We start from the raw sequence: 21,361 nt of genomic DNA on the forward strand, positions 1-21,361 counted from the left end.
GCTCGCCATCCCCTCAGTCGAACGCCTCCGGGCGGTGGTCGAAGGCTTTTCCGTCGGGATAGGACACTAGCTCACACTGCATCCCCCACGGCGACAGGAAGTACACCCACCGCTGGCCCTCACTCGGCCCCTTGCTGGCGGTCGGCTCGCCGAGCACGGTGAGCCCGCGCCGGCGCAGATCGGCGACGGCGGCGTCCAGATCCTCGACGTACAGCGCGATGTGGTGGCCGCCGACGTCGGAGTTGCGCGGCGGCACGACCTGGTGGACCGGCGCCTCGTACTGGAAGACCTCGAAGATCGCCCGGCCGCCGAGGCGGTAGAACCGCAGCTCCCGCATCACCGCCCGGTCGTCCACGCCGAGGTGCTCGCTCATCCAGCGGCCCTCGTCGCGGTAGGGGCCGAGCCGATACATGTACTCGCAGCCCAGCACGTCGGTGAAGAACTCGTGGGCCTGCTCGATGTCCGGCACGGTGACGCCGACATGGTCGACGCCGGTCACTCCCGGCAGGGGCACTGTAACCTCCATTGGATCCAATGAGGCTTGCGTTCGTGGTGGTGACCTCGCATAGTGTACTGCATATCGTGCCGATTGGATCCAATGGAGGCGGGCATGCCCGATCGTGAGGACCTGGCCGCCGGCGCGCCCTGGGTCCTGCTGCGCACCACACAGCGGGACTGGGACGAGGCCGACGGCGACCTGCTGCTCACCCTGCTCGGGCGGGCCCAATGGATCCGATCGTTCGAGGAGCACGTGCTCGACCTGGCCGGCCGGGGCCTGGTGCACGGGCCCGCGCACTCCAGCATCGGCCAGGAGGGCGGGGCCGTCGGCTCCGTGCTGCCGCTGCGCAGCGACGACTACGTCAACGGCTCGCACCGCGGTCACCACCAGTTCCTGGCCAAGGCCTTCGGGCACGTCGGCAAGGCCAAGGCCGGCGAGCTGCCGGTGCTCGACGACGACGTGCACACCGTGCTGCGGCGGACCCTGGCCGAGATCTGCGGCCTGGCCGAGGGCTACAGCAGCGGTCGCGGCGGATCGATGCACCTCCAGTGGCGTGAGGCCGGAGCGATGGGCACCAACGCCATCGTCGGCGGCGGTGTGCCGCAGGCCGCCGGCTTCGCCTGGAACCAGCGGCGGGCCGGCGACGCCGTGACCGTGACGTACTTCGGCGACGGGGCCGTGAACATCGGCTCGGTGCTGGAGACGTTCAACCTCGCCGCGGCCTGGAAGCTGCCGGTCTGCTTCTTCATCGAGAACAACCAGTACGCGGTGTCCACCGGCGTCGCCGAGGCCACCGCCGAGACCCGGCTGTCGGCGCGCGGGCTCGGGTTCAAGATCCCCAGCTGGCGGGTCGACGGAATGGATCCATTGGCCGTGCACCTGGCCATGACCGAGGCGCTGGCGGTGATGCGCTCGGGCGGCGGGCCGACGATCATCGAGGCCGACCTGTACCGGTACCTCCACCAGAACGGCCCGTACCCGGGCAGCGCCTTCGGCTATCGCAGCAAGGACGAGGAAAAGGCCTGGCGGGACAGGGATCCCATCGACCTGCTGCGCCGGCAGGTGTTGGCCCGGGGGCTGGCCACCGCCGAGGAGATCGACGCTTCGCGGGACGAGGTGCAGGCCGTGCTGCGGGAGATCAGCGCCGGCTTCCTCACCCCGGACGGCCGGGCGGTCCGCGACTCCGCCTGGCCCGATCCGGCCTTCGTGGACGTCGGCGTGCGCGGCGATCTGTCCGAACTGGACGGCAGCCGGTACGAGGAGCAGGACGGGTTCTCCGGCGAGCTGGCCGAGCGGCGATTCATCGACGTGGTCAGCGACGTGCTGGCCCGGCGCTTGGAGAGCGATCTCCGAGTGGTCGTGCTCGGCGAGGACGTGCACCGGCTCAAAGGCGGCACCAACGGCGCGACCAAAGCGGCGATAGAGCGCTCTCCCGACCGGGTGCTCGGCACCCCGATCAGCGAGAACGCCTTCACCGGCCTCGCCGGCGGCATGGCCATCGACGGCCGCGCCCGGCCCATCGTCGAGTTCATGTACGCCGACTTCATGTGGGTCGCCGCCGATCAGCTGTTCAACCAGGTGGCCAAGGCCCGGCACATGTTCGGCGGCCACGGCAGCGTGCCCTTCGTGCTGCGCAGCAAGCTCGCGGCCGGCACCGGCTACGGCTCCCAGCACTCGATGGACCCGGCCGGCATCCTCACCACCGCCGCCGGGCTGCGGGTCGTCGCCCCCTCCAACCCGTTCGACTACGTCGGCCTGATGAACACCGCCATCGCCTGCGACGACCCGGTTGTCGTGCTGGAACACGTGGACCTCTACGGGTCCAAGGGCATCGGCCCCGTCGCCGACTTCGACTACCGGCTGCCGGTCGGCAAAGCCGCCCTGCGGCGCGAGGGCGACTCCCTCACCGTGATCAGCTATCTGTCGATGGTCAGCCACTGCCTTGAGGCGTTGGACATCGTCGACGTCAGCGCCGACCTCATCGACCTGCGGTGGCTGGACTGGGCCAGTCTCGACTGGGACACCATCGAACGCAGCGTGCGCAAGACCAACCGGGTGCTCATCGTCGAACAGGGCGCCCGGGGCACGTCCTACGGCGGCCGCCTGGCCGACGAGATCCAGCGCCGGCTGTTCGACTGGCTCGACGCCCCGGTCGAACGCGTCACCGGGGGAGAGGCCTCGCCCAGCATCAGCAAGGTGCTGGAGCGGGCCGCCATCGCCCGTGCCGAGGAAGTCGTCGAGGCGTTGCGGAGGATCGGCTGATGGCCACGTTGCTGCGAGTCCCCGAGGTCGCCACCGGCTCCACCGAGGCCGTGCTGACCGAGTGGCTGGTGCCGGAGAACGTCGCCTTCGAGGCCGGCGCGGCCATCGCCGTGCTGGAGACCGACAAGGCGGCCGTGGAGGTCGAAGCCGAGTCCGGCGCGACGATCCTGCGCCGGTTGGTCGACGGCGGGTCCACTGTGGAGGTCGGCGCGCCGATCGCCGTGCTGGGCGTGCCGGGGGAGGACGTCTCGGCGGTCCTGGCGGAGTTGGGCAACGGCGTCGCGGCCGGGACTTCCGCCGGTCAGCAGCTGGCTGACGGTCGGCCCGAGCGGATCTTCGCCAGTCCGCTGGCCCGGAAGATGATGAAGGAAGCGGGAATCCCGCTCGACGCGGTCGCCGGCACCGGACCGAACGGCCGGATCGTCCGCAAGGACGTGGAAGCGGCGATCGCCCAAGCGAGCAAGCAGATCACGGTGATCCCAGAACCTGCGGTTCCCGCTCCCAAGACGATGGCCGCTGACGCCGGCGCCTTCGAGGAGATCCCGCACAGCCGGGTCCGCGCGGTCATCGCGAGTCGGCTGACCGCGTCCAAGCAGTCCGTCCCGCACTTCTACGTCCGCAGGACGGCCCGCATCGACGACTTGCTGGCGTTGCGCAAGCAGCTCAACGCGGTGTCACCGGAGAAGATCTCGGTCAACGACCTGGTCGTCAGGGCGGTCGCGGTGGCGCACACGGCCGTGCCGGACGCGAACGTGATCTGGACCGACGAGGCGATGCGGCGCTACCGCACGGTCGACATCGGCGTGGCCATCGCCTCGGCCCGCGGGCTGGTGACCCCGGTGCTGCGCAACGTCTCCAGCCTGTCGCTCAGCGCGATCTCGGCCCAGGTCAGGGGATTCGCCCGGCAGGCCGACGAAGGCCGGCTGCTGCAACGGGATCTCGAGGGCGGCACGATCGCGGTGAGCAACCTTGGCATGTACGGGGTCGACGAGTTCGCCGCGATCATCAACCCGCCGCAGTCGGCCATCCTCGCCGTCGGCGCGGGCAAACCCGCGCCGACGGTCGTGGACGGCGAGCTGACCGTGGCGACCCAGCTGACGCTGGTGCTCTCGGTCGACCACCGGGCCATCGACGGATCCCTTGCCGCACAATGGATGGCGGCCCTGGTCACCGCGCTGGAACAGCCGCTGCGCCTGGTCGCGTGATCACAGGGGGTCGGTGAGCCCGCCCAGGCGGTCGGTGAGGCTGATGTTCTCCGCGTAGTCCACGGGGGCCACGACGATGGAGACGCCGTCGTCGTCGAGGGCCTTGCGGAGCGTGGGCAGCAGGTCGGCCGCCTGGGTCACGTGGTAGCCGGTGGCCCCGAAACTGGCGGCGTACTGGGTGATCTCGGGGTTGCGGAAGTGGACGTTGGACACCGTGCCGGTCTCCAGCCTCATCTTCCACTCGATCAGGCCGTAGCCGCTGTCCTCCCACACCAGCACGGTCAGCGGCAGGTGCTCGCGCACGGCGGTCTCGATCTCCTGCGAGTGCATGAGGAACGCGCCGTCGCCGGTCACGGCCAGCACCCGCCGGTCGGGCCGGGCCAGGTGCGCGCCGAGCGCGCCGGGCAGGGAGAAACCCATGGTGGACAGGCCGTTGGAGATCAGGCAGGTGTTGGCGGAGTAGGTCGGGTACAGCCGCGCCATCCACATCTTCACCGCGCCGGTGTCGACCAGCACGATGTCGTCCCGGCCGAGCGCGGCCCGGGTGTCGGCCACGATCCGTTGCGGTGACAGGGGAAACCGGTCGTCCTGCTGGCCGCGGGCCAGCTCGTCGGCCACCAGCTCGCGGATCTTGGCCGCCCCGGTGGGGGTCCCTCGGGCCGGCACGGCCTCGCGCAGGGCGTCCAGCGAGGCGCTGATGTCGCCCTCGATGCCCACCGACACCGAGTAGTGCGCGTCCACCTCGGCCGGGAACCGGTGGATGTGGATGATCTGCTTGTCGCCGTCCGGGTTGATCTTGACCGGGTCGAACTCCTGGAGCTCGTAGCCGACGGCGATGATCACGTCGGCCTGGTCGAAGCCGAAGTTGGCGTAGTCGCGGCGCATGAAACCGATGGTGCCCATGGAGTTCGGGTGGTCGTCGGCCAGCACGCCCTTGCCGTGGAACGTGGTCGCGACGGCGACGCCGGTGTGCTCGGCGAACCGGACCAGCGCGGCGCCCGCGTGGTTGCGGGCGGCTCCGTGCCCGGCCAGCAGCACCGGATTCCGGGCCTCGCGCAGGATGGCGGCGGCCCGCCCGACCTGGCTGGCGGACGGCGCCTCGGGGTGAACCACGTTGAGCGGCAATGGCTTCAGCTCGGCTGCGGCCGACTCCACCTCGACGTCCTCGGGCACCGCCAGGTACACCGCGCCCGGGCGTTCGCTCTGCGCGGTCTTGAACGCGCGGCGCAGCATCTCCGGCACCGCCGCGGCCGACGGCACGCTGCCGGAGAACTGGGTGATCGGCGCGAACAGGCTCACCAGGTCCACGAACTGGTGCGACTCCTTGTATTCCCGGAACTGCCCCACCTGCGCGGAGATCGCCACCAGCGGCGTCGAGTTGGTGGTCGCGTCGGCCACGCCCAGTTGCAGGTTGATCGCCCCCGGCCCCAGGGTGGCCGAGACCACGCCGGCCTTGCCGGTGACCCGGCCGTACATCTCGGCCATGAACGACGCCGCCTGCTCGTGCCGGGTCAGCACGTATCGGATTGGCGAGGCGTCCAAGGCGTTGGTCAGCCTCATGTTCTCCTCGCCCGGGATGCCGAACACCACCTCGACGCCCTCGGCCAGCAGGCATTCCACGATCAGATCGGCGGCCGTCCGGCCGTCACGCTGCTCCGCCATATCTCAGGCTTACCACTTTCGGCCCAGGCGGGCGCACGGGTGAGCCGCCTTTCACACCTCGGCAAGCGGCGCGCGGGCATTCGGACGCGTACGAGTGCCGCTGCGTCCTGGCCGGGATGCTGACCGACCGGGCTGAGGAGCGGGTGGTGGACGTGGTGATGGAGGTGGCGGCCGGGTCACCTGGCGCTAGCGGATGTCGCGGCCCTTCCACAGGTTCCCGCCGCGGACCGAGCGCCACGCGGCGTCCAGCATCTGCGCGCCGAAGGTGGCGTTGGCGACGGGGGCGAGCACGGCGGTGGCGCCGGACTGGTGGCTGGCCACCATGTACGTGCGGTGGGCGGCGGCCTGGGCGGCCCAGGCGGCGAGGCCGGCCAGGCGCACGAATCCATTGCCGCGCAAGGACATCAGCACCGGGGCGACGCCGTAGGCGATGTGCAGGAGACCGCCGAGGCCCAGCGCGGCGGCGCCGGCGGCGGGGCCGCCGACCATGGCCCCGCCGGCGACCATGCTCTTGCGCTGGGACCGCCAGACGGCGCCGAAGGAGTCCAGGCCGGACGAGGTGATCGAGTCCATGCCGTCCACGAGCCGGGTTCGGCCGCCGGCGTCCCGGACGGCGGTGGCGAACGCGACATCGTCGGCGTGCTCGCCGGAGAGCGCTCTCCAACCGCCGGTACGGTCGTACGCGGCCCGGCTGACCAGGATGCAGTGCCCGATGCCGACGGCCTTGCCCCGGCTGCCGTCCGGGGAGGCGGTGTCGAACAGCAGCACGTTGGTCGGGGCCAGCAGCAGCCACCAGCCGCTGTTGGGCACGGTCGCCCGGCCGGGCGTGGTGATCAGGTCGGCGTCGTCGCGGGCCGCCGCGGCCACCAGCTTGCCGACCAGGTCGGGGGCGGATTCGGTGTCGGAGTCGACGAACAGCAGCCACTCGCCGCTGGTCTCGGCCACGCCCCGGTACATGGCGTGCACCTTGCCGGCCCAGCCCGGCGGCGGCCCGTCGGTCCGGACCAGCCGCACCCGCGGATCCTCGGCCACGTGTTGCCGCACGATCTCCACGGTGCGATCGGTCGACGCGTCGTCGACCACCACGATCTCCAGGTCGGAGTGCCGCTGGGTGCGCAGCGAGGCCAGACAGCCGTCGATCGTGGACTCCTCGTCACGCACCGGGATCACGACGCTGACCTTGCCCTTGTCCAGCGGCGCCTCCGGCAGCGGCCGAACCGTCCGCCAGGTCGCCACCGTGCGCGCCGAACGGGCCGCCGAGACCAGCGCCAGCGCCGCCGAACCGAGAATCGCCCCCTTGCCCATGCCACCCAGGCTCCCACAGCCGGCACGGCTGGGTGCGGTCGCCGTGTCGCTGTGCCCCCGCGATCGCGCGTTCGGGCCGAAGGCTAGGGGTTTGCCCGATGCTAGAGGCGCGGCGGCCGCCCCAGAATCACCGCGTGCGCACGCCGTATCCGACTGCCATGCCCGCCGCCCGGGTGGACCTGCGTGGCCTGGCCGACCTGCTGTCGCGGCACCTCTACCGCAGTCCGGACGTCTATCTCCGGGACCTGTTGCAGAGCGCCATGGACGCCGTCGCCGAGCGTCGGCGTCTGGAGCCCGGGCTGGCCGGCTCCGTGCAGATCGACGTGACGGACCCGCTGGACGGCCGGCCGGAGCTCGTGATCACCGACAACGGCATCGGCCTGACCGGGGCCGAGCTGGTCGAGCTGCTGGCCACGATCGGCGGCAACTCGGGGCGGTACGAGACGGTGCGACGGCACCCAGGCCGCCGCGAGCCGTCGCGAAATCGGGACCACGTCGGACAGTTCGGCGTCGGGCTGCTCGCGTGCTTCCTGGTCGCCGACGAGGTCACCGTGACCACTCGCTCCGCCCGGGATCCGGAGGCGCGGGTGTGGCGGTGGCAGGGGCGTTGCGACGGCACCCACGAGATCACGGTTGTGGAGAGCGCTCTCCCGGTCGGCACGCAGGTGCGCCTGCGGGCCCGAGCGGGCGTCGAGCTGACCTTCGACCGGGTGTCGTGGCTGGCCCGGCACTACGGTGGCCTGCTGGACCTTCCCGTCCGGGTCGGGGCGACGCAGGTCAACGAGGAGCCGCCGCCGTGGGAACTGCCGGCGCTGACCATGGACCAGGCGCGGGAGAGCGCTCTCTCGTACGCCCGCCGGGTCCTGGACCTGGTGCCGCTGGACGCGATCCCGCTGCACGCCGACGGCGTCCGCGGCGTGGCCTTCGTGCTGCCGCACGCGGCGAGCCCCGGCCGCGATCGGGTGCACCTGCGGCGGATGCTGCTGTCCGAGTCGGCCGGTCAGCTGTTGCCGGACTGGGTCGACTTCGTCCGCTGCGTGATCGACGCCGACGATCTGCTCCCCGCCACGGCCCGGGACGGCTTCGTCGAGAACGACCGGCTGGCGGCCGTCCGTGAGCAGTTGGGCCGGTGCGTCCGGGACCATCTCGTGGATCTGGCCCGGATGTGGCCGTCCCGGATGGCCGGCATCGCCGCACTGCATCCCGCCGCCCTCGCCGCACTGGCCGCGCGGGACGATGAGTGCCGGCTGGCGTTCGCCGACTGGCTGGACCACTGACCCGCTGGATCGCCGGTGGACCGGTTCGGCGACTGGCCGGGTCCACCGGCTGACCGTGGGATGACCCAGACTTCCCATGTCTGGCTGGAAACCACCGGTGGCGGCCATCGGCCGTCGGAGTGAACGGCGGCCGGGGTGAGCATGCCCTTGGGCCGTTGGTGCGACTCGGCCGTCCGGATGACGCGGGCCCGGGTGGCGGCGCCGCGTTTCGGGCGCCCGGGACGGCAGGGCCGGGACGGCCGCGTCGCCGGTGGCCTGGGGGAATGGGTTTTCCCTTGGCAGATAACACCAGTGGCCGAACCGATCGAAGGCCGGCGTCGGATTTCCCTTTTGGGGCAACGATCACCGGCCGCCGCACGTCCGGGTTACCGCGCATCACCCGCACGGAGCAACGAGTTCTACCCAGCGCATGTCCACATCGGAGTAGTGGCACACCACCCTGTTGAGGGACTGTGGTGGTCCGGAAAGCCGGTGCTAGCCTCGGCTGGGCCGGCCGGCCACCCCGCACTGCGTCCCGCTGACGTCGACCACAGCGACGCCGGGAAGTCCCTTTTCTGCCACCGATGATCGATGGCGCACGTCCGCACGGTTGAAGGAGCTCGCGCATGACGACAACCCACCGCGCACGGCCGGTCCTCCGCAGCGACTACCAGCGTTCGGTCGCTGAGTACTGGAACAACGAGAAGGACCCGGTCAACCTGCGGCTCGGTGACGTCGACGGCCTCTACCACCACCACTACGGGCTCGGCGCCTACGATCCGGCCGTGCTGGACGGGCCGGACGAGGCCGTGATCGCGGAGATGCACCGCCTGGAGACCGCGCAGGCCGAGGTGCTGCTCGACCATCTCGGCGACGTCGGCCCCGAGGACGCGGTGCTGGACGCCGGCTGCGGGCGCGGCGGCACCAGCATCATGGCCAACCAGCGCTTCGGCTGCTACGCCGACGGCGTCACCATCTCCGAGACGCAGATGCAGTTCGCCAACGAGCAGGCCCGTCGGCGCGGCGTCTCGGACAAGGTGCGCTACCACTTCCGCAACATGCTCGACACCGGCTTCGAGGACGGCAGCCGCAAGGCCATCTGGAACAACGAGAGCACCATGTACGTCGACCTGCACCAGCTGTTCGCCGAGCACTCGCGGCAGCTGGAGATCGGCGGCCGCTACGTCACCATCACCGGCTGCTACAACGACGTGACCGGCGGCCGGTCGAAGGCCGTGAGCCAGATCGACCAGCACTACACGTGCAACATCCACCCCCGCAGCGAGTACTTCAAGGCCATGGCCGCCAACAAGCTCGTGCCGATCGCCGTGACCGACCTGACCGCGGACACCATTCCCTACTGGGAGCTGCGGGAGCGGTCCTCGGTGGCCACCGGCGTCGAGGCGCCGTTCCTCCAGGCCTACCGCGAGGGCAGCTTCCACTACCTGCTGATCGCCGCCGACCGAATCGCCTAGCCGGCAAGCAAACCCGGGCCCGTGTCCACATCGGACACGGGCCCGTCGGCATGCCCGGTGGACCACGCGGCCCCGTCCCGACACCTCCAAGATCAAGGGACCGATCCTCTCGCCCAACGCCAGGAAGGGCCCCTTCATGACACCAGACGTCATGAAGGGGCCCTTCCTGGCGTTCAACGTCAGTATGGGGCCCTTCATGACACAAAAAACGCCCAGTGTCGGGCCTTTCCTGGCACGAAAGAGGCCCGCATCCGGGGGATGCGGGCCTCGAATCCGGTGTGCGGTCAGGACTGGTCGGCCTGGTGGTAGCGGGGGCTGGTGGCGTGCCATTCGCGGCTGCCGCCGCACCAGGCCCAGGTGTCGGCCAGGAAGCGTTGCAGCATGGGGGTTCCCTCGAGGTACATGGCGGCGGCCTCGGCGACGAAGCCGCGCATGAGCTCGTTGTGGATCTCGACGGTGCGCTTGACGGCCTGGGGCCGGGACAGGCCCTCCTCCTCCATGAGGGCGATGGGGAGGCTGATGTCGTCGTCGGCCTCCTTGTCCATGGAGTGCAGGTCGTTGAGCAGCACGGCGGCCATGCCGGCCATGGTGAAGGCCCGGCGCAGGCGTGGGTGGTAGAACTCCTGGGCGGGCAGCTCGTAGCCGGCGACGGCGTCGACGAGGATCATCGGCGGCAGATAGCTGTTGTGGTAGCGGTGCATGTAGTACTCCCACACCGCGGGCCGCTTGCCGGACTGGCGCCAGCTGGCGTTCTGGTCCAGGGCCTGGAACAGGATGGCCATCTGGTGCTGGAAACGGCCCATCTGCGCGGTGGTGGTGTACTGGGCGAGGTGTTCCATGCTGGTGCGGAAGGCCAGCGCGATGGGCTCTTCCTTGATGAAGCGGTCGAGTTCGTGCCGGTAGCGCTGGGGCATGGTCACGGGGTCGACGACGCCGTAGAGCACGCCGAAGCGGGCGGCGGTGAGCGCGGGATCCGCGCCCATCTCCTCCTCGTCCAGGTAGTAGTCGTCGGAGGCCCACTCGGCCACCACGACCTTGCACGCGGCGAGCAGGCGGTCGGCGTCGTCGGTGCCGGGGTGGGTGAGCATGGTCAGCCGGCCGAAGCCGCAGGAGCGCAGGTGGTCCAGGCGGCCGTCGTAGATGCCGACCTCGCCGGCCCACTCGACCATGCGCTCGTTGACCTCCTCGCCGAGCGCGGGATTGTCCCGCACGGGACCGGGGCAGAACAGCTCCGGGACCTCGTCGGAGTCCTCGTCGACGGCCGGCTCGGGCGGCAGCGGGGCGGGCTCGGCCGGCCGGTCGGCCAGCAGCAGCGGCAGGCGGGCGGCCGACATGCCCAGCGTGGACGGCTGTTCGGTGAGGAAGAGCAGGCTCGGGGCCGGCCGCTGCTCCGTGTCGTCGGCCAGCAGCGCCGACAACTCGACGGACGGCGCCGCCCGCATGTCGGCCAGCACCGCCGCCGCCAGCTCCGCGGGGTCTCCGGACAGACTCGGGGCAAGAAGGCGGGACATCAGGGACATGCTGCCAGTAGGCCACAACTCGGGGCGCTGGAACGGAAAGTCCACTCGGACGTGCTACGGGTGGGCCGGGTGGGTACCGCCAGAAGTGCCATGCCGGAAAGGAATTCAGCCGACGAGGGTCTTCACCGCGATGGCGGTCGCATCGGCGACTGTCGCACGACCGGCGGTGGACCTGGGATCGGTCGGCACGGTGTACGCGGTGACGACCAGGGGAGCGCGGTTCGGCGGCCAGAGCACGGCGACGTCGTCGACCTCACCCTGGGTGCCGCTGCCGGATTTGTCCGCTGTGCTCCAGTCCTTGGGCACGCCGGCCCGGACCAGGTCCAGACCGGTGGTGGCCGACTTCTTCCAGTTCACGAGCAGGCTCCGCCCGGCGGGGCCGAGGCCGTCAGCCAGCGCGAGCTTCCGCAGGGTGCCGGCGAAAGCCCGTGGCGTGGTGGTGTCCCGTTCGTCGCCGGGCGCGCCGACGTTGACATCGGGCTCGGCCCGGTCCAGACGGGTCGTGCCGTCGCCGGTGAAGTCGTTGTCACCGAGGGGCTCGCCGGCGCGGCGGCGAGCCCGGTGAACAGCAAGGTCCGGCGTGGCAATGGCATGTGAACCCCCGATCCGGGGATCACCCCACCCGCCTCGGGATCAGTCGACGCCGCGCACCGTGACGCTGCCCAGGCCGGCGACCTCGACCCTGACCACGGACCTGCCAAGCGGCACGGCGGCGGTCGCGGCCCCGGCCAGGATGACGTGCCCGGCCAGCAAGGGAAATCCCTCACGAGCGGCGATGCCGGCCAGTTGCCGCAGGGCCCGGAACGGATGCCCGAGGATGGCGGCGGTCGAGCCGAACTGGACGTCCCGCCCGTCGACGCTCAGCCGCACGGCCCGGTTGCCGATGTCGCCGACCGGCCGCCAGCCGCCGAAGGCGAACAGGCCGCCGGAGGTGTTGTCGGCGATCACGTCGGCCAGGTTGAACCTGAAGTCCCGGTACCGGGAGTCGATGACCTCGACCGCCGGCGCGACCGCGTCCACCGCGGACACGATGTCCGACAACGGATCCGTGGGATCGACGTCCCGCCCGAGGCGGAAGATGATCTCCGGCTCGACCCGGGGGTGCACCAGTGTGGACAGTCGCACCTCACCGCCGTCCTCGACCCGCATGGCGTCGGTGAGCTGGCCGACGATGATGTCGGACACGCCCATCTGCACCATCTTCGCCCGGCTGGTGAAGCCGAGCTTGGCGCCGACCAGGCGCTCGCCTTCGGCGAACCGCTGCGCCAGCACGGCATGCTGGATGGCGTACGCCTCGCCGAGGGAAATTCCTTCGGGCAGCTGGGGAATCGCCTCGGCGTTTCGCTGGGCCTTGTGCAACAGCGCCGCTGATTCGGTCATGACTTGGCCACCAGGTCGAGCGCGACGTCCACGATCATGTCCTCCTGCCCGCCGACCATCCGCCGCCGGCCCAGCTCCACCAGGATCTCCCGGGTGTCCAGGCCGTACCGCTCGGCCGCCCGCTCGGCGTGCAGCAGGAAACTGCTGTACACACCGGCATAGCCCAGTGTCAGCGTCTCCCGGTCGACGCGGACCGGCCGGTTCTGCAACGGCCGCACCAGGTCCTCGGCGGCGTCCTGCAACGCGAACAGGTCGCAGCCGTGGTGCCAGCCGAGGAGATCCGCCACGGCGATGAACGCCTCGGCCGGGCAGTTGCCGGCCCCGGCCCCCTGGCCGGCCAGGGCGACGTCCACTCGGTACACACCGTGCTCGACGGCGGTCACGCTGTTGGCCACCGACAGCGACAAGTTCTCGTGCGCGTGGATGCCGATCTGCGTCGCCGGCTCGAGAACCTCGCCGTACGCGTCGACTCGCTCGGCGACGTCCCGCATGGTCAGCCGGCCGCCGGAGTCGGTGACGTACACGCAGTGCGCGCCGTAGGACTCCATCAGCTTGGCCTGTTCGGCCAGCTTCGCCGGCTCGTTGAGGTGGCTCATCATCAGGAAGCCGGCCACGTCCATGCCGTTGTCCCGGGCCCAGCCGATGTGCTGGGCGGAGATGTCGGCCTCGGTGCAGTGGGTGGCGATCCGCACGCTGGTGACGCCGAGATCCTTGGCGTGCTTGAGATCCTCGATGGTGCCGATGCCCGGCAGCAGCAGGGTGGTCAGCTTGGCGTTGGTCACCGACTCGGCCGCGGCGGTGATCCACTCGGTGTCGGTGTGGGCGCCGAAGCCGTAGTTGGCGCTGGAGCCGCCGAGGCCGTCGCCGTGGGCCACCTCGATCGCCGCCACGCCGGCGGCGTCCAGCGCGGTCACGATCTCCCGCACCTGGGCCACGGAGTAGTTGTGCGCCATGGCATGCATGCCGTCGCGCAGGGTGACGTCCTGGACGTAGATCTCGGTCATGCGATGCTCCCCACCGCGGGTTCGGTCAGCCAGCCCCGCAGCTCGGCGATGCGCTCGCCGGTCCGCAGCGCGGCCGAGGTCATGATGTCGAGGTTGCCGGCGTAGGCGGGCAGGTAGTGGCCGGCCCCGGTGACCTCCAGGAAGGTGGAGACCTTGACGCCCTCGAACGCGCGGCCCAGCGCCGGCAGGTAGGGCACGGAGATCGGGTCGAACTGCACGTCCTGCTTGAGCCGGTAGCCGGGCACGTACTGCCGCACCTCGGCCACCATGCGGTCGATCGACTCGGCGATGGCGTCGTTGTGCTCGGCCGATTCCACCAGGCAGTACACGGTGTCCCGCATGACCAGCGGCGGCTCGGCCGGGTTCAGCACGATGATCGCCTTGCCCCGGCCCGCGCCGCCGACCGACCGGATGGCCGCCGATGTGGTCTCGGTGAACTCGTCGATGTTGGCCCGGGTGCCCGGGCCGGCGGACCGGGACGAGATGGAGGCGACGATCTCGGCGTAGACCACGGGAGTCGTGCGGGACACCGCGGCGACGACGGGAATCGTGGCCTGGCCGCCACAGGTGACCATGTTGACGTTGTCGGCGTCGAGGTGCTCGTCGAGGTTCACCGACGGCACCACGTACGGTCCGATGGCCGCCGGGGTCAGGTCCACCATGAGTTTTCCATGCGCGGCGGCGACTTCCGCGTTGTGGCGGTGCGCGCCGGCCGAGGTGGCGTCGAAGACGATGCGGGCCTCGGCGAACTCCGGCAGGTCGAGCAGACCGTCCACACCGGACGCCGTGGTGGCCACGCCCAGCCGCCGGGCCCGGGCCAGGCCGTCGGACGCCGGGTCGATGCCGGCCATGGCGGCCACGTGCAGGCGGTCCGACAGCCGCTTGATCTTGAACATCATGTCGGTGCCGATGTTGCCGGAACCGATCACCACCGCTCCCGCGGTCATCACGCACCTCCGTCGTCGGTGAACACGGCCTGGACCTCGCCCAGGCCGTCCAGCCGGGCGGTGAAGACCCCCGGCGCGGTGACCTTGACCATGGGGCCGAGCGCCCCGGACAGCACCACCTCGCCGGCCCGCAGCGGCGCCCCGCGGCGGGCGACCTCGCGGGCCAGCCAGGCCACGGCGACGATCGGGTTGGCCATGCACGCGGCCCCCGAGCCGACCGAGACCGGCTCGCCCTCGTGCTCCACCACCATGCCGACCTGCGCGAGGTCGAGGCCGGTGAGGGAGAACGGGGTGCAGCCCAGGGTGTAGAGGCCGCTGGAGGCGTTGTCGGCCACCGTGTCGGCGATGCGGATGTCCCAACCGTCCACACGGGAGTCCACGATCTCGATGGCCGCGACCACGAAGTCGGTGGCGCGGATGACATCGGTGACCGAGGCGTCTGGCAGGTCGATGTCCTGCTTCAGGACGAAGGCGATCTCCGCCTCGACCCGGGGCTGGAGCAGGCGGCCCAGCGGCACCGGTTCGCCGGTGGCGTAGCCCATGTCGGCGAACAGCGTGCCGAAGTCCGGCTGGTAGACGCCGAACTGGCTGCGCACCGAGTCCGAGGTCAGGCCGATCTTGCGGCCGACCACGCGGGTCTTGGCGGCCCGCTCGGCCGTGAGCAGCTCCTGCACCGCGTAGGCGGCGTCGATGTCGTGCTCGCCGATGAGGTCGCGGACCGGGGCGCACGGCTGGCCGGTGAGTGCCGCCTGCCGGAGTCGGTCGGCGGCTTCTTCGATCTGGGAGGTCACGAGGTCGACGATGGCGGTCGCACGTGGCACCATGCCAGCTATGCGTTCCACTCAGCGAGACGATGGCCCGAATTCGGTGCTGGGCCGGGCGGTTTCCCTGCTGTCGGCCTTCCGGCCGGACGACGACCGGTGCGTGACACTGTCCGAACTGGCCCGTCGCGCGGGGGTGGCCAAGCCCACGGCCCACCGGTTGGCCGCGCAGCTGGTGGAGCTGGGCATGCTGGAACCGGGGGAAGGCGGGCTGCGCCTGGGTTTGCGGGTGTTCGAGCTGGGCCAGCTGGTGCCGCGCCAGCGGGGCCTGCGGGACGCCGCACGGCCGTATCTGGAGGACCTGCACCGGGCGTCGGGGGAGACCGTGCACCTGGCCGTGCTGGAGGCGCCCGACGTGGTGTACCTCGACAAGCTGACCAGCCGGGCCGCGCCGGCGGTGCCGTCCCGTATCGGCGGACGGATGCCGGCCCACGCCACCGCCGTGGGCAAGGCGTTGCTGGCGCACGCGTCGGAGGAGGTGCGGGAAGCCGTGCTGTCACGGCCTTTGGAACGCGTCACCCCGCGCACGGTGATCATGCGCGGGGTGCTGATGCGGGAACTGCGGCGGGTGCGGACCGAAGGCGTGGCCCACGAGTACGAGGAATCGGCCAGCGGCGTGGTGTGCGCGGCCTGCCCCGTGGTGGACGGCCGGGGGCGGGCGATCGCCGCGGTGTCGGTGCAGGGCTGGGTGAACCGGATGCAGATCGACCGGGTGGTGCCGGCGTTGCGCACCACCGCGCTGATGCTGTCCCGCCAGTGGGGCTAGCTCCGTGCTGAGCGTCATGATGGGGCCCTTCATGACGTTCAACGAGAGGATTGGAGCGTTGATCTTGGGGGGACGGGACGGTGAGTGGGGGCTAGGGGTCCAGGAGGCGTTGGCCTTCGCGGGCCCATTGGGCCTTGGCCCGCGCGACGGCGGCGATGCCGTCGAAGACGTGCGCCTTCAACCGGGCGATCCGGTCGTGCTCGGCGGGATCCCGCTGCGACAGCCGCTCCTTGAGCAGCGCGGTGTCCTTGCGTAGCAAGCGATCCCGGTGAGCCTCGGCCTCGGCGGCGGCCTTGTCCTGCTCGGCGATGAACGCGTCCAGCACGGCCATCGCCTCGGCCGGCGGGATCATGTCGAAGTTCAACGCCTGCACCATGAACGGGTCCCGGGGCGGCGCCGCGTCGTGCGCCACCCCGAGCCACGAGGTCAGTTCGGCGTGTCCCTTCTCGGTCACCGAGTACACGGTGCGGGTCAGCCGCGGCCCGCGCGCCTCCTCGTCGCCGGCGATCAGGCCGGCCTGTTCCATCCGGCGCAGCATGGGGTAGATCTGGCTCTGCGGCGCGGCCCAGATCCAGCCGGTGGAGCCGTCGAAGAAGCGCACCAGGTCGTAGCCGGACATCGGGCGTGCCTCCAGCACCCCCAACAAGGCATGCTGTAGGGACATGATCCGATAGTAACGGTCAGACGGCCACGCGCATGCTGACGGTCTTCGGCTCGGTGAAGAACTCTCGGCTGAACGTGCCGCCCTCGCGCCCGAGACCGGAGTCGCCGACCCCGCCGAACGGGGCCCGCAGGTCCCGCACGAAGAAGCAGTTGACCCACACGTTCCCGCTGCGCAGCGCGCCCGCGACCCGGTGCGCCCGGTTGAGCCCCTCGGAGAACACCATCGCCGACAGTCCGTACGGGGTGTCGTTCGCCAGCCGAACACCCTCCTGTTCAGTCGCGAACGGCGTCACCGTGACGATCGGCCCGAACACCTCCTCCCGCTGCACCGGGGCGTCGGCCGGCACGTCGGTCAGCACCGTCGGCCGCACGAACCAGTCGTGGTCCAGGCCGCCGGTCACCACGGTCGCGCCGCCCGTCTTCTCCGGCTCCAGGTAGCCGACGACCTTGGCGTAGTGCTTGGCGCTGGCCAGCGGGCCGATCGCCGTCGACGGATCGGACGGGTCGCCCAAGGTCATCGCCTCGGCCGCGGACACGAACCGGGACAGGAACTCGTCGTAGACCCCCTGCTGCACGTACAGTCGCGAGCCGGCCAGGCACACCTGCCCGGTGTTGCTGAACGCGGCCCGGATCGACCAGTCCACCGCCACGTCCAGGTCGGCGTCGTCGAACACCAGGTTCGAGCCCTTGCCGCCCAGCTCCAGGCTCACCGGCGTCAGATTGGCCGCCCCGGCGGTCGCGATGGCCCGGCCGGTCACCGACGAGCCGGTGAAGGTGATCCGGTCCACGCGCGGATCCCGGGTCAGGACCGCGCCGGCGTCCCCGAAGCCCAGCACCACGTTCAGCACGCCCTCGGGAATGCCGGCCGCCAGCGCCAGCCGGCCGATGATCGCCGCCGAGCGCGGGGTGTCCTCGGCCGGCTTGAGCACCACGGTGTTGCCCCAGGCCAGTGCCGGTGCGATCTTCCAGGTGGCCAGCATCAGCGGGAAGTTCCACGGGGAGATGGCCGCCACCACGCCGGCCGACTCGTACCGGGTGTAGGTGTGCATGCCGATGTCCGACGGCAGCGCCTCGGCGACCGCCAGCCGCGCGTGGTCGGCGAAGAACCGGAAGTTCTGGGCCGAACGAGGCACGTCGTGCGAGGCCGCGGCGGCGATGGGCTTGCCCATGTCCCGCCCCTCGGCCTCGCCCAGCTCGGCCGCGTGCTCCTCCATCAGGTCGGCGAACCTGTGCAGCAGCCGCCCCCGCTCGGCGAAACCCATGCGGGGCCAAGGACCTTCGTCGAACGCCGTGCGCGCCGCGGCCACCGCCAGGTCCACATCGGACGCCGACGCCCGGGCCACGGTGGCGTGGCTCTGCTGCGTGAACGGGTCGATGTCGTCGTAGGTCGCGCCGTCGGTGGAATCGGTCTCCACGCCGCCGATGACGTGCTGGATCTTCACAATGCCTGCTCCCTCAGTCGAATTGTGGCCGGCGTCCGACGGGCGACCGGCACCAGCCCGGTGGCGACCAGGCCGATCACCGCCACCGCGGCGAAGAGATGGAAGTTCCACACGTAGCTGGCGCCGGAGGCCAGCACCAGGCCGCCGAGCACCGGGCCGAGCACGGCCCCGAGCCGGCCGACGCCGAGCGACCAGCCGATGCCGGCGGCGCGGGACGTGGGCGGGTAGTAGCGGGTGACGAAGACGTTGAGCAGGTTGGTGGTGCCGATGGCGCCGTAGCCGGCGAGGCCGGACAGCACGTAAATGGCCACTGTGGACGGTCGGGTGGCCAGCAGCGCGATGCTCAGCACCGCCACCAGGAACGACACCGCCACCACCGGCTTGGAGCCGAACAGGTCGGCCGCGCGGCCGCCGGCCGCCGAGCCGATGATCGAGCCGAGGTTGAACACCAGCAGGAAGCTCAGTGCCGAGCCCAGCGGGAAGTCGGCTTGGCGCATGATCTGCGGCAGCCAGGTGTTCATCCCGTACACCGTCAGCAGCGAGCAGAAACTGGCCAGCCACAACAGGACCGTGCCCAGTCGGTAGCCGGGGGCGGCCAGCTCGCGCAGGGCGCTGAGCCAGGTCCGCTTCTCCGGCACGGAAATCACCGGCACCTCGACGCCCAGCTTCGCCGCCAGCGCGGCCGCCTGCTCGGCCCGGCCCCGCAACACCAGGTACTCCAACGACTCCGGCAGCCAGCGCAGCGCGAACGGCACCGCCAGCACCGGGGCCGCGCCGATCAGGTACATGGTTTGCCAGCCCAGCGCCGGAATCACCGGAATCGCCAGCGCCGAGGCCAGGATCCCGCCGACCGCGTAGCCCGACTGCATCATCACGTACGTCAGGTTGTGCTTGCCGGCCGGCGCGTACTCCACGACCAGCGCGGCGGCGGTGGGCATCAGGCCGCCGAGGCCGATGCCGGCGACAAAACGCAGCAGCCCGAACACTTCCGGGTTCGGCGCGACCGCGCACAGGGCCGTGCCGACCGAGAACCACACCATGCAGAGCACGAGGATGCGCCGCCGGCCGATCAGGTCGGTCACGGCGCCTACCAGCAGCGCGCCGACCAACATGCCGATCAGCGCGTAGCTGCCGATGGCGCCGGCCTGGGCCGGGCCGATGTGCCAGTCGGCCAGTAGCGAGGGCACTGTCGTGCCGTAGACGACGAGGTCATAACCGTCGAAGGTGACGGCGAAGGCGCAGAGCGTGATCACGCTCCATAAGGCGCGTCTGTTCGGGTGCATGGCGGGGTCCTTTCACCGCGGCAGTGCGGTCAGGTGGTGCCAGATGCGGTTGAGCAGCTCGGATCCGGTTCGCGCCCAGGCCGCCTGTTCCTCGGCCGGCAGCGGGCGGACCGGGCCGTGCGGGGCGACGGCGAGGGTGAGCTTGGCGGTCTCCTCGAGGATCCACATGCGGGCCACGGCCTCGGGCACGGTGGCCCCGACGGTGACGGCCCCGTTGCCACGCAACACGATCGCGCAGGCGCGGCCGAGCGCGGCGGCCAGTTCGCGGGCGATGGCCCGTTCGCGGACCAGCCGGGAGTTGTGGAAGATCGGCACGATCGGGCCGAGCAGCGCGCCCTGGCCGTGCAGCGGGACCAGTGGGATGCCCAGCGCGGCGGTGGCCGCGACGGCCGGCGGCTGGGCCCGGCAGACGGCGCCGACGTCCGGCCGGATGGCGGCGATCGCGGTGTGCAGCCACGCCTCACGGGGCGCGTCGGCCGGCAGTTCACTGGCGGAAATGGACAGGTGGGGGAATTTCCCGCCGGCCAGCGCGCCCAGCGGCCGGGGCGGGGTGATGATCAGTTCCTCGTCCGAGATTCGGGCGCTGACGTGCCCGAACGCGGTGACCAGGCCGGCCGCGTCGAGCGCGTGGCCGGCCCGGGTGAGGTCATCGGCGGTGCTGGCTGGGGTCATAGAGCAATAGTTACCGGTATTCGTATACATGTCAATGGTGCGTTGACATGTATTCCGATACCTGTAACGTGGTGCGAGTTGGGTCGTCGTCTGATATCGAGGTGGGGCAGTGATCACCATCCAGGACATCGCCTACGTCCGCTCCGGCACCGCGGACCTGGAGACCGCCGTCGGCTTCGCGGTCGACGTGGTGGGCCTCGAACTGGTCGGGCGGACCGAGGACCGGGCCTACCTGCGGGCCGACAACCGGCACCACTGTCTGTCCTTTGTGGCCGGTGACTCCGGCGTGCTGGCCACCGCCCTGACCCTGGCCGACGAGGACCGGCTGGCCGAGGCCGAGACCGAGCTGGAGGCGGCCGGGCTGGTCGTCGTCCGCGGCGACAAGGCGGCCGCCGCCGACCGGCACGTGCGCCAGTTCATCGCCTTCGAGGACCCGTACGGCAACGTGGTCGAGCTGGTCGTGGACCAGAAGCAGACGCCGACGCCGGTCAACTTCGCCCGCGCCGCCGGCATCACCGAGTTCGGCCACGTCTGCCTGGACGCCCCGGATGTCCGGGCGGCGCACCGGTTCTGGACCAGGCACTTCAACCTGAAGGTGTCCGACTGGATCGGCGACGGGGCCTGTCTGATGCGCTTCGACCCCGTGCACCACAAGCTGGCCGTGTTCCAGGGCGACGGCCCCGGCCTGTGCCACATGAACTTCCAGGTGGAGTCGCTCGACGACGTGATGCGCAGCTGGCACTTCCTGGTGGACAACGGCGTCGAGATCGAGCAGGGCCCCGGCCGGCATCCCCAGTCCGGCGCGGTCTTCCTCTACTTCAAGGGACCCGAGGGCCTGACCTACGAATACTCCTACGGGGTAAGGAGGATCGAGGACGACGACGCCTGGCGGGTCCGCTACTTCGACCCCTCCGAGCCCGACGCCATCGACATGTGGCGGGGGCCGACCAACCGCTGCGCCTCCCAGCCGCAGCTGCGCGGAAGGGCCGGCCGCTGATGCCCATCGTGCGGATTTCCGTTGCCGCCGGCCGTGATCACGCCCAGCTGCGGGAGTGCCTGCGCGCCGTGCACGAGGCCGTGCGGGACAGCCTGGGCGCGCCCGACGCCTCGATCCGGGTGCTGATCACCGAGGTCGAGCCGGACCTGTGGAGCTCAGGCGGGAAAACCCTGAGCGAACGCGGGCGCTGAAATCGCCGGAC

At 71.0% G+C, this 21,361-nt stretch carries 20 protein-coding genes; 7 read left to right on the top strand and 13 right to left on the bottom strand.

Annotation, left to right across the window (positions count from 1 at the left end):
* Positions 1–13 precede the first annotated feature (13 nt).
* Positions 14–514: a VOC family protein gene (locus tag ACIG5F_RS11105; protein ID WP_396517429.1), complete on the bottom strand. Its 501-nt coding sequence runs from the start codon at positions 512–514 to the stop codon at positions 14–16.
* Between the two features lie 96 nt (positions 515–610).
* Between ACIG5F_RS11105 and ACIG5F_RS11110 the strand changes: the two genes are divergently transcribed.
* Positions 611–2,761: a thiamine pyrophosphate-dependent enzyme gene (locus ACIG5F_RS11110; RefSeq protein WP_396517431.1), complete on the top strand. Its 2,151-nt coding sequence runs from the start codon at positions 611–613 to the stop codon at positions 2,759–2,761.
* A complete protein-coding gene (locus ACIG5F_RS11115; RefSeq protein ID WP_396517433.1) occupies positions 2,761–3,966 on the top strand; it encodes a dihydrolipoamide acetyltransferase family protein in 1,206 nt (401 codons plus the stop codon). The genes ACIG5F_RS11110 and ACIG5F_RS11115 overlap by 1 nt, the downstream gene beginning before the upstream one ends.
* Here the strand turns inward: ACIG5F_RS11115 and ACIG5F_RS11120 are convergent, their stop codons facing one another.
* Together ACIG5F_RS11120 and ACIG5F_RS11125 are read right to left on the bottom strand one after the other, a co-directional pair.
* A complete protein-coding gene (locus tag ACIG5F_RS11120; RefSeq protein WP_396517435.1) occupies positions 3,967–5,628 on the bottom strand; it encodes an acetolactate synthase large subunit in 1,662 nt (553 codons plus the stop codon).
* 186 nt (positions 5,629–5,814) lie between these two features.
* Positions 5,815–6,933, bottom strand: a complete 1,119-nt coding sequence (locus ACIG5F_RS11125) for a glycosyltransferase (RefSeq protein WP_396517437.1) — start codon at positions 6,931–6,933, stop codon at positions 5,815–5,817.
* 134 nt (positions 6,934–7,067) lie between these two features.
* On the opposite strand from ACIG5F_RS11125, the gene ACIG5F_RS11130 reads away from it, so the two are divergent.
* Positions 7,068–8,210 carry an ATP-binding protein gene (locus tag ACIG5F_RS11130; protein ID WP_396517439.1) on the top strand — a complete coding sequence of 381 codons (1,143 nt, stop codon included), beginning with the start codon at positions 7,068–7,070 and terminating at the stop codon, positions 8,208–8,210.
* 605 nt (positions 8,211–8,815) lie between these two features.
* Positions 8,816–9,664: a geranyl diphosphate 2-C-methyltransferase gene (locus tag ACIG5F_RS11135; RefSeq protein WP_396517440.1), complete on the top strand. Its 849-nt coding sequence runs from the start codon at positions 8,816–8,818 to the stop codon at positions 9,662–9,664.
* Between the two features lie 284 nt (positions 9,665–9,948).
* Here the strand turns inward: ACIG5F_RS11135 and ACIG5F_RS11140 are convergent, their stop codons facing one another.
* From ACIG5F_RS11140 to ACIG5F_RS11165, 6 genes are all read right to left on the bottom strand, one after another.
* Positions 9,949–11,175 (bottom strand): family 2 encapsulin nanocompartment cargo protein terpene cyclase, encoded by a 1,227-nt coding sequence (locus ACIG5F_RS11140; protein WP_396517441.1) that lies wholly within the window; start codon positions 11,173–11,175, stop codon positions 9,949–9,951.
* A gap of 114 nt (positions 11,176–11,289) precedes the next feature.
* Positions 11,290–11,790 (bottom strand): serine hydrolase, encoded by a 501-nt coding sequence (locus ACIG5F_RS11145; protein ID WP_396517784.1) that lies wholly within the window; start codon positions 11,788–11,790, stop codon positions 11,290–11,292.
* A 27-nt stretch (positions 11,791–11,817) separates the two neighbouring features.
* Positions 11,818–12,564: a 2-keto-4-pentenoate hydratase gene (locus ACIG5F_RS11150; protein ID WP_396517442.1), complete on the bottom strand. Its 747-nt coding sequence runs from the start codon at positions 12,562–12,564 to the stop codon at positions 11,818–11,820.
* Positions 12,561–13,568, bottom strand: coding sequence for a 4-hydroxy-2-oxovalerate aldolase (dmpG, locus tag ACIG5F_RS11155; RefSeq protein ID WP_396517443.1), 1,008 nt, complete (start codon positions 13,566–13,568; stop codon positions 12,561–12,563). Before dmpG ends, ACIG5F_RS11150 begins: the two co-directional genes overlap by 4 nt.
* Positions 13,565–14,515: an acetaldehyde dehydrogenase (acetylating) gene (locus ACIG5F_RS11160; protein ID WP_396517444.1), complete on the bottom strand. Its 951-nt coding sequence runs from the start codon at positions 14,513–14,515 to the stop codon at positions 13,565–13,567. The genes dmpG and ACIG5F_RS11160 overlap by 4 nt, the downstream gene beginning before the upstream one ends.
* Entirely contained in the window at positions 14,515–15,339 is an 825-nt protein-coding gene (locus ACIG5F_RS11165; protein WP_396517445.1) for a 2-keto-4-pentenoate hydratase, read from the bottom strand. Before ACIG5F_RS11165 ends, ACIG5F_RS11160 begins: the two co-directional genes overlap by 1 nt.
* A gap of 7 nt (positions 15,340–15,346) precedes the next feature.
* Between ACIG5F_RS11165 and ACIG5F_RS11170 the strand changes: the two genes are divergently transcribed.
* Positions 15,347–16,102, top strand: coding sequence for an IclR family transcriptional regulator (locus ACIG5F_RS11170; protein WP_396517446.1), 756 nt, complete (start codon positions 15,347–15,349; stop codon positions 16,100–16,102).
* 91 nt (positions 16,103–16,193) lie between these two features.
* On the opposite strand, the gene ACIG5F_RS11175 is transcribed toward ACIG5F_RS11170, so the two are convergent.
* From ACIG5F_RS11175 to ACIG5F_RS11190, 4 genes are read right to left on the bottom strand one after another with little or no spacing between them, the layout of a single operon-like run.
* Positions 16,194–16,766 (bottom strand): PadR family transcriptional regulator, encoded by a 573-nt coding sequence (locus ACIG5F_RS11175; protein ID WP_396517447.1) that lies wholly within the window; start codon positions 16,764–16,766, stop codon positions 16,194–16,196.
* A 16-nt stretch (positions 16,767–16,782) separates the two neighbouring features.
* Positions 16,783–18,207, bottom strand: a complete 1,425-nt coding sequence (locus ACIG5F_RS11180; protein WP_396517448.1) for an aldehyde dehydrogenase — start codon at positions 18,205–18,207, stop codon at positions 16,783–16,785.
* Positions 18,204–19,490: an MFS transporter gene (locus ACIG5F_RS11185; RefSeq protein ID WP_396517449.1), complete on the bottom strand. Its 1,287-nt coding sequence runs from the start codon at positions 19,488–19,490 to the stop codon at positions 18,204–18,206. The genes ACIG5F_RS11180 and ACIG5F_RS11185 overlap by 4 nt, the downstream gene beginning before the upstream one ends.
* A 12-nt stretch (positions 19,491–19,502) precedes the next feature.
* Entirely contained in the window at positions 19,503–20,162 is a 660-nt protein-coding gene (locus ACIG5F_RS11190; protein ID WP_396517450.1) for a class II aldolase/adducin family protein, read from the bottom strand.
* A 109-nt stretch (positions 20,163–20,271) separates the two neighbouring features.
* Here ACIG5F_RS11190 and ACIG5F_RS11195 point away from each other — a divergent pair, with 109 nt between their 5' ends.
* Positions 20,272–21,159 (top strand): VOC family protein, encoded by an 888-nt coding sequence (locus tag ACIG5F_RS11195; protein WP_396517451.1) that lies wholly within the window; start codon positions 20,272–20,274, stop codon positions 21,157–21,159.
* Positions 21,159–21,350: a 4-oxalocrotonate tautomerase family protein gene (locus ACIG5F_RS11200; RefSeq protein ID WP_396517453.1), complete on the top strand. Its 192-nt coding sequence runs from the start codon at positions 21,159–21,161 to the stop codon at positions 21,348–21,350. Before ACIG5F_RS11195 ends, ACIG5F_RS11200 begins: the two co-directional genes overlap by 1 nt.
* Positions 21,351–21,361 lie beyond the last annotated feature (11 nt).

This window comes from Kutzneria sp. NPDC052558, assembly GCF_044547355.1.
Lineage (GTDB): Bacteria > Actinomycetota > Actinomycetes > Mycobacteriales > Pseudonocardiaceae > Kutzneria.